Source organism: Coprobacillus sp., assembly GCF_984815275.1.
Genome location: NZ_CFJNYH010000002.1, coordinates 1 through 12004 on the forward strand (window position 1 = coordinate 1; position 12004 = coordinate 12004).

Annotated in this window: 12 protein-coding genes; 11 read left to right on the forward strand and 1 reads right to left on the reverse strand. The window is 30.3% G+C overall.

Features of this window, described 5'->3' with window-relative positions; all coding sequences use genetic code 11:
- Nucleotides 1-1522, reverse strand: a 1522-nt coding sequence (locus AC5M21_RS00940) for a GGDEF domain-containing protein (protein WP_493531467.1), incomplete at its 3' end; no start/stop codon positions are given.
- Nucleotides 1523-1660: 138 nt separating this feature from the next.
- On the opposite strand from AC5M21_RS00940, the gene AC5M21_RS00945 reads away from it, so the two are divergent.
- The 11 genes from AC5M21_RS00945 to AC5M21_RS00995 all read left to right on the forward strand — a co-directional run bounded on the left by AC5M21_RS00945 (nt 1661) and on the right by AC5M21_RS00995 (nt 12000).
- Nucleotides 1661-2518, forward strand: a complete 858-nt coding sequence (locus AC5M21_RS00945) for a DMT family transporter (RefSeq protein WP_008789572.1) — start codon at nt 1661-1663, stop codon at nt 2516-2518.
- Nucleotides 2519-2743: 225 nt separating this feature from the next.
- Entirely contained in the window at nt 2744-3184 is a 441-nt protein-coding gene (locus AC5M21_RS00950; RefSeq protein ID WP_008789573.1) for a prepilin-type N-terminal cleavage/methylation domain-containing protein, read from the forward strand.
- A gap of 54 nt (nt 3185-3238) precedes the next feature.
- A complete protein-coding gene (locus AC5M21_RS00955; RefSeq protein ID WP_008789574.1) occupies nt 3239-4024 on the forward strand; it encodes a prepilin peptidase in 786 nt (261 codons plus the stop codon).
- An 18-nt stretch (nt 4025-4042) separates the two neighbouring features.
- On the forward strand, nt 4043-5233 hold the full coding sequence (locus tag AC5M21_RS00960; RefSeq protein ID WP_302378334.1) for a type II secretion system F family protein: 1191 nt from the start codon (nt 4043-4045) through the stop codon (nt 5231-5233).
- 12 nt (nt 5234-5245) lie between these two features.
- Nucleotides 5246-6148 carry a type IV pilus biogenesis protein PilM gene (pilM, locus tag AC5M21_RS00965; protein WP_008789576.1) on the forward strand — a complete coding sequence of 301 codons (903 nt, stop codon included), beginning with the start codon at nt 5246-5248 and terminating at the stop codon, nt 6146-6148.
- A gap of 10 nt (nt 6149-6158) precedes the next feature.
- Nucleotides 6159-6806 carry a hypothetical protein gene (locus tag AC5M21_RS00970; protein ID WP_008789577.1) on the forward strand — a complete coding sequence of 216 codons (648 nt, stop codon included), beginning with the start codon at nt 6159-6161 and terminating at the stop codon, nt 6804-6806.
- A gap of 1 nt (nt 6807) precedes the next feature.
- Nucleotides 6808-7410, forward strand: a complete 603-nt coding sequence (locus AC5M21_RS00975; RefSeq protein WP_017143722.1) for a hypothetical protein — start codon at nt 6808-6810, stop codon at nt 7408-7410.
- Between the two features lie 14 nt (nt 7411-7424).
- Entirely contained in the window at nt 7425-7886 is a 462-nt protein-coding gene (locus AC5M21_RS00980) for a hypothetical protein (RefSeq protein ID WP_008789579.1), read from the forward strand.
- A complete protein-coding gene (locus AC5M21_RS00985) occupies nt 7870-8826 on the forward strand; it encodes a pilus assembly FimT family protein (RefSeq protein ID WP_008789580.1) in 957 nt (318 codons plus the stop codon). Before AC5M21_RS00980 ends, AC5M21_RS00985 begins: the two co-directional genes overlap by 17 nt.
- A gap of 21 nt (nt 8827-8847) precedes the next feature.
- The gene (locus AC5M21_RS00990; protein WP_008789581.1) at nt 8848-10311 is read left to right on the forward strand and encodes a prepilin-type N-terminal cleavage/methylation domain-containing protein; all 1464 of its coding nucleotides are present in this window, start codon (nt 8848-8850) and stop codon (nt 10309-10311) included.
- Nucleotides 10312-10326: 15 nt separating this feature from the next.
- Nucleotides 10327-12000: a GspE/PulE family protein gene (locus AC5M21_RS00995; RefSeq protein WP_008789582.1), complete on the forward strand. Its 1674-nt coding sequence runs from the start codon at nt 10327-10329 to the stop codon at nt 11998-12000.
- Nucleotides 12001-12004: the final 4 nt, after the last annotated feature.

Genomic DNA, 12004 nt, shown 5'->3' on the forward strand with positions numbered 1-12004 from the left:
ATCTATCATCAGGATGAATTTTTGTTCCAAAGACTGCTGCAGCATTTGTAAGGATTTCACTTGGGAAATCAAATTCTTCAACCATTGAAGGTGTGTATTTAAATATATTGTCTTTCATATTACAAATAAAAATATAATCATCAGTACTTTTTACCAAAGCATCGTATAATAAATCTTTATTATAATCAAATTGATTCTGAACTGGAGAATTTTTTTTGAGATCATCTAGAGCTTTTTTAAGGTGATTATGTTTTTTCCATTTATACATCTTTTCATCTGCATGAGTAATCATCTCATTTAATGATAATGAACAATCCGGTGTGATTTTGTACAATCCGTAACAGAATGATAGATAATAAGGAAGATTTTCATCATGCTTTAAGGATTCTAAATCATTCAAAATTTGATTAAGGTGCTCATGAATATTATCAGTAGTGTTATCATAGAATGAGAGTAAAAATTCATCACCACTCAACCTTAAAAAAACATCTTCTGAATTTAAAGTCTTTCTAACATAACTAGCAATGGTGCTGATAACATAATCCCCATCGTGATGCCCGTAACTATCATTGATTTGTTTTAAGTGATCAATGTCAAATAAACATAGAATGATATTTTTATTATCATCTCTGGCTTTAAGTATTTGATTTTGTAATGCTTGCTTACCAAACTTACGATTATAGATACCAGTCAATTCATCAAATGATGCATCTATTGTTAATTGTTTAATAGCAGTAATATCAACTGAATATTGAAAATGAACTAATGAATGATCAAACCATTCAACCATACAATCATAGTTTTGATAGACATGATTATCAAAAGAACTCATTTCTTCCCATGAATAACATTGTTGCGGATTTTCAATCAAGAGTTTGACAGGGCAATTATCACATCTATGGTAGGCATTTTTTTGTAAGACTTTCCAACATTGTAAACCAATAGGATTATCTAAACGATAATTCTTTTTCATATGTTCATTGATATAAAGAATTTCATCTGTATGTGGATTGGTGATGAGAACATTAGCTTTGATATTATCTAGGAATTGACTAAAAATAGTATTATTATTTAATAAGTTGTGTAGATATGTATCTTTATCTATAAATACACTTGTATAAAAATGAGCAATGTCTTTTAATACTTCTTTATCTTTTTGTGTAAAATCGCCTTCATGAATATCTCTTATAAAAAGAAGTTCCCCATAGTAAGTATTTTGATTTATAAGTGGACAAATGAGTAGATAGTGAACTGATGAATGATAAGACGAGATTGTTTTTTCATGATGAGTATGAATGTATTCTAATAACTGACAATCTTCTATTTGATAAACATAAAAAAAGTCTTTATCTTGTTTATTCTTTAAAAAGAAAGCTGCAATATTTTTGATGGGAATTAATGGTTTTAATATATTAAAAAAAGATATTAATGATTGTTGATAATCATTATCTAAAAAGAAATGCTGTAAATCTTTATAATTTTTATAAATATCTAACAGAAACTTGCCATTTTCAAAATCCATAATTTATCAACCCCTTTGATTCATTATAAATCTTTTGAAATAGGAAAACAAATGAAATAAATATCTTTAAAATAAAAAGTATATCAGATGACAATCAAGGAAAAATAAGGTATATTCATAAACAATGGAGTTGATTTTATGAAAAACAAAGGAATTTTAATGATTGTTTTATCAGCACTTTGTTTTGCTGGTATGAATATGTTTGTTAAACTTTCAGGGGATTTGCCTTCTATTCAGAAAAGTTTCTTTAGAAATTTGGTTGCTGTAATCATTGCTTTTTCAATCCTTAAAAAGAGCGGTTATGGTTTTCATGTTGATAAAAAGAATATAAAAACATTATTTTTAAGATCTTTATGTGGAACAGTTGGAATTATTGCTAATTTTTATGCTGTTGATCATTTGCTGTTGGCTGATGCATCCATTATTCAGAAATTAGCACCATTCTTTGTAATTATATTTTCATTTTTTCTATTAAAAGAGAATGTTTCAAAAAAGCAAATTTTCTCAATTATAATTGCTTTTATAGGAACATTGTTTATTGTAAAACCAAGTTTTCATAATACTCAATTATTCCCAAGTTTTGTTGCATTAATAGGGGCAATGGGAGCGGGGATTGCTTATACATTAGTTAGAAAACTATCAAAGAATGGTGTGAAAGGTCCACAAATTGTTTTTTATTTTTCTATTTTTTCTTGTCTCAGTGTTGTTCCATATCTTATATTAAACTTTCATCCTATGACTTTAGAACAATTAATAATTTTATTTCTGGCAGGATTATGTGCAGCAGGAGGACAATTTGCAGTAACAGCAGCTTATTCTTATGCCGCTGGTCGAGATATTTCATTGTTTGATTACTCTCAAGTTGTTTTTGCAGCTATTCTTGGTTTTTTTGTTTTTCAACAAATACCAGATATTTATAGTTGGATAGGATATTTTATTATTTTTGGGATTACATTATATATGTTTATATCTCAACGTCGATTAAAAACAAATTAGTATTTATTATGAGAATAATATCATTTTGATAGTTCTCTTTTTTTACTTCTTTATTTTCAACTTTCATGTAAGATAATAAATTTTAGGAATACTACATAATATGACAAAATATGGGAATAAAAGTCTTTTGAAAGGGCTTTGATATGCTTGCAAACGACATATATTTGTAATATAATAATGACATGAAAGGGAGGATATTGGAATGAATATCAAAAATTAAAAGAAATGAGAAAAAATAAAAAAGGTTTTACGTTAATTGAAATCATAGTCGTTGTTGTTATTTTGGCTGTATTAATGGCAGTTGCTGTACCTTCTGTATTAAAATATATGGGAGAAGCGGATGATGCTAAATACATGTCACAAGCAAGAGGTGCTTATATTGCTGCACAAGCTGAAATCACTAAGGAATATGTTGCTTCTACTACTAAAGACACTTTGGAAGCTAAAGTTGATGAAATGGTTAGTGGCACACCAAAAGTCTCTCAAGTTGATGTTTATATGGTCAAACCAACATCAGTTGATAAGACTGGAGCAGAAGGTGGAACTAAATTAACTGGAAGTCCTGAAAATGCAGTTATGTATGTTGTTTATTTTGGAGCAGATCCATCTAAACCTGAAGCTGTTGCTACAGTAGAACCAAACTCTTCAGTTCAAATATATAGATAATAAAAAGATTGTCTAACCCTCTCAATGAGAGGGTTTCATTCTATAAGTGATTAAATGTGTGGAAAGGGGAAAGGAATGGAGCCAATCGTATTGTTTTTATATGTTTATATGTTTGTTTTGGGGACATGTATTGCAAGTTTTATCAATGTTGTGATCTATCGATTACCTCTAGGTTTGAATTTTGTAGAAGGAAGAAGTTTTTGTCCAAAATGTCATAAGACATTAAAAGCATATGATATGATACCTGTTTTTAGTTGGTTTTTATTAAGAGGAAAGTGTCGTTTTTGTAAAGAACCAATATCATTAAGATATCCAGCAATTGAGTTTGTTGGTGGAGTTTTGGCAGTCCTATGTTTTTATAGATATGGAATTGACTGGATGACATTGATTTCTTTTGTATTTTCTATGATTTTATTAACCATTTGTATGATAGATTATGATACAATGATAATACCAAATGGTTTAGTAATTTGTTGTTTAATAGTGGCTATTGTAAGTGTGCCATTTTTAGATTTAAGTTTGATGGATCGTATAATTGGATTTTTTATAATAAGCGTACCATTATATATTATGAATTTAATAATACCTGATTGCTTTGGTGGTGGTGATATCAAGTTATTAGCAGTTAGTGGTTTATTAATGGGGTGGATAAACGTACTGATAGGAATGTTTATTGCTGTGTTGATAGCTGGAATTTATGCTGGCTATTTATTGCTGACTCACAGAATAGATAGAAAAGGTCACATTGCTTTTGGACCTTATATTTGTTTTGGAGTATTTGTAGCTTTGTTATATGGACAGGAATTGTTTAAATGGTATTTAAGCTTGTTTGGACTTTAGGGATGAGGAGTACAAGTTATGGCGATATTTAAGTATACTGCAAAAGATATAAATTCTAAGAAATTTCACGGCAAGATGGAGGTCAATTCTCGCGAAGAACTTGTCGCTTTATTGCGTTCTGATAATTTATATCTTTTACAGGCTAAGGAAATTATAAAAGAACAATCGCATAAAAAGATGAAACTAAAAGATTTATCAGAGTTTTGTAGAGAGTTAGGAACAATGTTATCATCAGGTATTTCGTTAATTATGACGATTAATATTATTACTAAGAAAACAACTGATCCTAAGCTTCAAGCAGTTTATAAAGATGTTTATGTGAAATTACAACAAGGATTATCTTTATCATCAGCTTTGGAGGCACAAGGAGAATTGTTTCCATCTTTAATGATTAATATGTTTAGAGCAAGTGAATCAACGGGTATGATGGATAGAACAGCAATGAAATTATCTGTCCAGTTTGATAAAGATAATAAGTTACAAAACAAAGTCAAAAGTGCAATGCTATATCCAATGATTTTAATAGTTGTCACTGTTTGTGTTGTTATAGCTGTTTTTACAATGATTTTACCGAATTTCTTTGATGTTTTTGAAGGGACTCCAATTCCTTTGATTACACAAATTATGTTTGGCATTTCTAAAGCAATGACAGCTTATTGGGAATGGTTTTTGATTGGGATTTTAGTGCTTATATGTTTCATCACAATGTCTATTAAGGTTCCTAAAGTAAAATTTGCTTGGGACCGCTTTAAGATTCATTGTCCAAAAGTAGGCAGATTAACAAGTATTATTTATACTGCACGTTTTGCAAGAAGTATGAGTTCTTTATATACGAGTGGAGTCTCTATGCTGAATTCTCTTGAACTTGCTAAAGCAACAATAAATAATAAGTACATTGAGAATCAATTTGATGAAGTCATTAAACAGGTTAGAGATGGAACAAATCTAAGTCAAGCCATTTCAAGTGTTGATGGGTTTGATCCAAAGTTATCTAGTTCAGTTTATATTGGTGAAGAAAGTGGTAAACTGGATCAAACATTATTGGATGTGGCTGATGATTTTGATTATGAAGCCGAATTAGCTACAGAGAAGATGGTTACTTTATTGCAACCATTAATGATTATTATATTAGGTGTTATCATTGGAACAATTATAGTCTCAGTCATGCTTCCGCTCTATTCTTTATATGGAAGTATTGGTGGGAAATAGGAGGAAAGAGAAATGAAAAGTGGAACAGTTATTTATATTTCAAACGAAAATATTTCTGTGGTGACTGCTGAAGCTAAACGTGATGTTTTAAGAGTTGTCGATTATTTTCAAATTCCTCTTAAAGAGGGGACAATGTTAAATGGAGTGATTATTGATGAAAATGAAATGAAGCGAAGCTTAAAAACAGTTTATGATAGAGGAGTTCATGAGACGTGTTTAATTGTTGATAGTGCAAAAATTTTAGCAAAAGCAGCGAGTGTTCCCAAAATGCGTGAAAGTGAAATTTTGCAATTTGTTAAAGATGAATTGTCTGCTATTGATAGTAATAGCGAAGATATTGTTTATGATTTTGCTTATCTTGGTGATGATGACTCTGCCAAAGGAGCAAGTAAAATATTTTGTGTCGGAGTTGAAAGGCAATTTATTGGTAGTTATCTAACACTTTTTGAAGAAGTGGGCATTAGAGTCATAGCTATTGATTATGCAATTAATGTGCTAATTTCCTTGGTTAATGAGTTAAGTGGATTCTTAGATAAAACATATGCAGTTTGTCAAGTGGATGGTCAGAACTTGATTAGTGTATTATTTATGAATAATGAATACGCTTTAACCAACCGTTCACGTATTTTTGCAAATCGAGGGACAACTGATTTTGAGAATGAAGTTATTAATGCGATATCACAACTTAAACAATTTGCTTCTTCTAGTCATCAAAACTTACCAATGAGTGATATTTATTTCTTTGGTTTAAAACATGGAGAAGAAATTCAATTGTTTGAAAGAGTAAGACTATCATTAAATTTAACTGTAGGAAGATTACCAAATTCAAAAGCTATCTATGCAGTTAAAAATAATACACATCAATTTGATGTGAATGATTATGCATATCCCATTGGCTATTTGAAAAGAAAGTGAGGTCGTCATTATGTTTTCTAAAATTCAAAATAAAGAATTAGATTTACTTGCGGCCTACAATCGTAAAGAAGGTCCTTCAAAGTCATCAAAAGTTGTCAGATTGATTGCAATTCCTTTATCATTAATTGTGTTTTTTGGAGCTATTTATCTTTATTTGTTTATAAGTAATTATCATTTGCAAAAGCAAATTGATGAGGTGAATCTTTCAAATGAGGAATTACAACTTAAAATTGATTCAACAGATAAAGAACCTTATAATGAGTTGACTGTTTTACAAGGAACATATAGTTCATTAGAAGCTATTGATAATTATGTATCTGGATTATCTAAAATAGATAAGCAAAATATTTTGCAATTACAAAAGAAGTTATTGTCTGGAATGACATTAAACTCTATTTCATATAATCAGGATTCTAAAGAGATGACAGTCTCTTATACATCAAGTAATGTTCAAAATATTGAGAAGTATGTTACAATATTACGTAACTCTGAAGATTATGCTCAAATCACATACACAGGTTATCAACAAGGCTCTTCTACTACCTCACAAGGAACAGGAGAAACAAATCCTTTAACAGGACAAGAAATCACTACTGATACAGTCGTATTGTATTATAATTTTAGTTTGGTACTAACATTGAATGGGGGTGCACAGTAATATGAAAGAACTCTATGAACATTTAACCCAGCGAGAAAAGAAATTGTTATATACATTAATTTGCTTTTTCATTGTAGTGGGTGGCTGGTTTCTATTGATTACACCTTCATTGGATAAAAGTAGTGAATTAAATCAAACTTATCAAAATGCCTTGGCTTTAAACACTTCAAAGCAAAGTGATCTTTCAAAATATCTATTAGCACCAGATGAATTAAAAATAAAAAAGAATAGTTTAAAAACGATTATTGATAAATATAATTCTCAATTATCAAATGAAAAGATTGATAAATTATTGACAACAGCATTTTTAACAAATGGTTTAAAACCTGTTTCTCTTGCAATCTCTGATGTGAAACCTGCCTCAGTTAAAACTGCCACAACAGATCAGACTCCTACTGATGAAGAAACATCAGAATATGTTACACAAGCAACAGTTAATGTTTCTGTATCAGGTTCATTAGTACAAATTACGAATACAATAGATACTTTAAATAAGATGAAGGGTATAGAGATTTCGAAATTCACTTATACAACCTCATCTTCTACACAAGGTTCAGGTACAAGTGCAACATTAACAATTGTTGTTTATATGGCCAATTCATAAAAGAGGTGAAAATGATGGAAAGACATGATGAAAGAGGTTCTACAATTATTACAGGGATTGTCATTGTCCTCATCATTTTTATAGTTCTAGGTACTGCTTTGGCTATTGCTGTTAATTATCAAAAGCGTTCAGTCTATGAACATGCACGTAAACAAGCGTATTTAAATGGAATTTCAGTTGTTGATGCTATTGCTGGACAATTATCAGTTGAGTCACAATCATCATTTTATTTACCTCAATCTACATCACAACCACTAGAAATTTCAAAAGTAAATTTGCCTGATGGTCTTGGGGGAGATATTTCAGTTGTTATTAAATATGATCAAGTTAATTCTAACTTATTGTATATTCAAGTGACATCAATCTATAATCATCAAACTGAAGAAGTCCAACTTACAATGCAAAAACATAAAAATATTTGGTATAAAAAAGTGTATTCACAGATTGGAGATGAGTTTCATGAAGAGTCTGAATAGTAAAGGTTTTACACTGATTGAATCGCTTGTCACATTTGCAATAATTGCTGTAGCTGGAACTATGTTTTTAGTAGGTTTTTATAATGTATCTATAATAGCTTCAGAAGGTTCATTGATTAAGACAACAACAAATACCCTATATAATGATCTCATATCAGAAAATGAAAATGTCATTAAAGAGAGTAATGAAAAAAATATGACAATTGTTTTTGCTAATGGTTCTACTCATACTATTGCTATGACAAAAGAATTTGTGAAAGATAGTGTTACAACGAAAAACCCTTTTGATATTCAATTACATAAATTGATTCCTAAAACCCAAGCACAGCTGTTACCTTCTATAATTCAAGAAGAGCCAGTGCAGCCAACAGAATGTTATGATGCGGATTTTTATGTTCTCAATAGTGCTCTTTCTGTTCTACCTAAGTCTTATAAAGAATTGACTCAAATTAATAAAGAATTTTATTTTGATTCAATTGGTTCTGTTGCTGAATCCGTCGATAAAACAATGGACAGTTTTATCTTTGGAAATGCTGTTGGTAAATATCTGGTAAATAGTCCTGATATTTCTCAGTTACAATTAGAAAATATTATATTTGAAAATGATTATTTAGAGTGGTTAAAGGGATCATCATATGAAATAAAATGGTTTTGCATCGATGGTGACTCAATACTAAGTGAAAACAAAGTCAAAGTTTATGGTTTTGTTAAGAAAATTGGAACCAGAAGTTTGATTTTAAATTATAGTACTGATAATAGCAAAGTTGCTTATTTAGATTTTGACAATGATGGCAAGTTAATTGGAATAGAAGCATTAGAGGCTGAGTTAATGAATAAAAAGGTAAAAATTAACAATAAAGAATATTCATTTGATTCAATTCAGCAATTGAACTTTGTTACTGATCAATCAACAGAACTTTATTTTGGTAAAGTTGTATAAAAAAATAAGGAGGCGATAGTAATGAGAAAGAATAGACATGGTTTTACTCTTATAGAAATAATTGTGTCTATTGCTATTGCATCAATTGTTTTATTGATTGCGGGTTCAATGATTCTTTCTTCTACAAAGTTTATGGGCACAACTGTTGAGACAGATTTAAATAAACGTAAAATTGATTCAACTATTGATTTTATAAGAGGGGAAATCATTTATTCTACAGATGTTCGTTTTGTAAAAGAGGATAGTCAGTATGCACCTAATTATCAAAAAGATAATAATTGGCATTATATCTATATCAAAGATGGCTATCTTTATCATGATGGGCAAAAGGTATTTGGTGAGGAGTTTTATAATTCTGATATTTTATCTGTCTATATTAAAGGGGATTATGAAAATAAACAACGTATTGATATGAAATATAGTCTTTTAGATTACCATAAAGAGAATGTTTATAGCAGTAGAGATACGGTCATGTTTATGAACTTGTCAGTCAGTGAAGATATTCAAAAACAAGCATTATATACAGCTGATTATTATGAGTTGTCTTATAATGGGTATTGGTTATTTTACAACAAAAAGTATACTGAACCTGTTATTGAAAATCCAAAAGAGGGAGATGGGACAGTTCATGATCAATTATTATCAATGGCTTTAGGAACGAATAGATGGTTTTATTCGACTTCATACTTTTATCGATTTGGTGATAGAGTTTTTCATAATGGATATTGGTGGATGTACAATGCCACAACAAATAGTGGTTCTGATGTTCCTGGAACATCATCAAGTTTTTGGAAGAGATTAACTTCTGAATGGACAGAACAGAGTCGGTATAGTATTGGAGATGTTATTATTTTTGAGGGGAAGTATTACAGGAGAATAGTTGATGCGAGTTGGAATGCTAAGCCTACTGATCAATGGAATAAGCAATGGGAAGAAATTTCTAAAGAAGTTGCTCAAGAAACAGTTTATAATATACCTGATAATGAGTATGTTGCATATGATAAAAAGACAGTTATATCAAAATTAAATAATATAGATTTGGATAAGATTCCTACTTATATTCCTGAAAATAATAACTCATATCATGTTTTTTATAATGAAACGCCTACCAAGGCGACAGATTTCGTAAAAATTAAGGATCAAGTTGTAACAGGAGATTATTATCATTATTATTATCGTGTTTTTAATAATGATGCCAAACCAGGTGAAAAATCGAATGGTTTTTTTGGATGGCAAGAAATCAAAATTGATTATGATGAAAATAGTGCATATGTTGTAGGTGATAGTGTTTTATCAGTTGCTAATAATGGTGCATTAAAGAGTCATTTTGAAGTGCAGATGGATATTTTAACAGAACAAACAATACAGAATATTAAAAATAAACTAGGCAGTCAATATACTGATGATTTGTTATATAGTAATTATTTGAATCCTGGTGGGGAATTTAACTTTACAAATCAATTTGTTTGGAAGAAACTATATTAGAAAGTGGTGATGTGTATGAAAATGATACCAATTGGTGAGGTTTTAAAAGAGCAGGGATATATTAATGAAGAACAATTGCAACAGGCTCTTGATGCTCAAAAACAAGATCGTAGTAAGAGGTTAGGACAACATCTTATTGATTTAGGATTTGTGAGCGAAGAACAAACTTTGCAGGCTCTCTCTGTAAAGTTAGGAGAGCCGTTTGTCAATTTAAATAATATCAATATTGATACAGAGGCAGTTGGGAAAATACCAGAGCCTTTGGCTATGAAGTATAATATACTTGCTTATGAGATAAATGGGAATATTTTGAATGTAATAACAAGTGATCCGATGAATTTTTATGGCTTTGAAGATATTCGTTTGGTTACTGGTATGGATTTATCAATTGCTTTGACAACTGCACAGTCAATAAATGATGCTATTTCCTATTATTATTCGCAGGTACGTGCAAAAACAGCTGCAGAGGTCGCAAATACACAGACAAATCAGTTTCAAATATCAGATGAAGAAATCTTTGATAGTGAAACAGATGATACACCAGTTGTAAAGTTATTGAATTCTTTGTTGACAAATGGATTCAATACTAATGTTTCTGATATTCATATTGAACCATTTCAAAACGAAACTGTTGTTCGTATGAGAATTGATGGAATGCTCATTGAATCAATGAAACTTCAAAGAAATATTCATAATGCATTGGTAGTAAGAACAAAGATTTTAGCAAACCTTGATATTTCTGAAAAAAGAATTCCTCAAGATGGGCATTTTGTAATTACTATTAACGGTGAGAAAATGAATCTTCGTGTATCTATTGTTCCAACTGTTCATGGTGAAAAGATTGTATTAAGATATCTTAATTCTCATACGCCTATTGATTATGCCAACCATTTTGGGATGAATGAAGAGAATTATCATAAAATGAAGATGATGATGGACAATCCAAATGGAATTATTTATGTAACTGGACCAACCGGTTCTGGAAAAACAACAACTTTGTATATGATTATGGAGAAACTTGCAAAAAAGGATGTAAATATCTTAACAATTGAAGATCCTGTAGAAAAGACTTTAGATCGTATTAATCAAATGCAGGTTAATAATGTTGCTGGGTTAACATTTGAGAGTGGTTTAAGAGCTATTTTGCGACAGGATCCTGATATTATTATGGTAGGGGAAACACGTGATGCTGAGACAGCTTCTATTTCTGTACGAGCTGCTATTACTGGGCATCTGGTTGTATCAACTTTACATACTAATGATGCTATTAGTACAATTGTGAGATTGGAAGATATGGGAATAGAACCTTATATGGTATCTAATAGCGTTGTTGGGATTGTTGCACAACGATTGGTAAAAAAAGTATGTCCTAATTGTGCTAAGAAAGTCGCAACAAGTGAGGATGATTGTCGTATTCTTGGCAAGAAAATTGAGTATGTTTATAAGGGTGATGGGTGTCCTGCTTGTCATCATACAGGTTATAGAGGACGAGTTGCCATTCATGAAATGATTGTTATTGATAAGACAATCCGTAAGATGATTAGTGAAAAAGTAGATATTAGTGATATTTCTGATTATGTTCGTCAACATCAAAATTATCGTTCTTTATTTGATGAGACTTTGAAATTGGTTGAGGATGGTAAAACAACTGTGAGTGAATTATTAAAGATCTCTTATTATGAAAGATAGGTGA

What these genes read in the sequence shown, in the direction of transcription:
- AC5M21_RS00990 (WP_008789581.1), top strand. Translation starts at nt 8,848, where the DNA reads ATGAGAAAGAATAGACATGGTTTTACTCTTATAGAAATAATTGTGTCT.
- AC5M21_RS00960 (WP_302378334.1), top strand. Translation starts at nt 4,043, where the DNA reads ATGGCGATATTTAAGTATACTGCAAAAGATATAAATTCTAAGAAATTT.
- AC5M21_RS00995 (WP_008789582.1), top strand. Translation starts at nt 10,327, where the DNA reads ATGAAAATGATACCAATTGGTGAGGTTTTAAAAGAGCAGGGATATATT.
- AC5M21_RS00950 (WP_008789573.1), top strand. Translation starts at nt 2,744, where the DNA reads ATGAGAAAAAATAAAAAAGGTTTTACGTTAATTGAAATCATAGTCGTT.
- AC5M21_RS00970 (WP_008789577.1), top strand. Translation starts at nt 6,159, where the DNA reads ATGTTTTCTAAAATTCAAAATAAAGAATTAGATTTACTTGCGGCCTAC.
- AC5M21_RS00980 (WP_008789579.1), top strand. Translation starts at nt 7,425, where the DNA reads ATGGAAAGACATGATGAAAGAGGTTCTACAATTATTACAGGGATTGTC.
- AC5M21_RS00975 (WP_017143722.1), top strand. Translation starts at nt 6,808, where the DNA reads ATGAAAGAACTCTATGAACATTTAACCCAGCGAGAAAAGAAATTGTTA.
- AC5M21_RS00955 (WP_008789574.1), top strand. Translation starts at nt 3,239, where the DNA reads ATGTGTGGAAAGGGGAAAGGAATGGAGCCAATCGTATTGTTTTTATAT.
- pilM (WP_008789576.1), top strand. Translation starts at nt 5,246, where the DNA reads ATGAAAAGTGGAACAGTTATTTATATTTCAAACGAAAATATTTCTGTG.
- AC5M21_RS00985 (WP_008789580.1), top strand. Translation starts at nt 7,870, where the DNA reads ATGAAGAGTCTGAATAGTAAAGGTTTTACACTGATTGAATCGCTTGTC.
- AC5M21_RS00945 (WP_008789572.1), top strand. Translation starts at nt 1,661, where the DNA reads ATGAAAAACAAAGGAATTTTAATGATTGTTTTATCAGCACTTTGTTTT.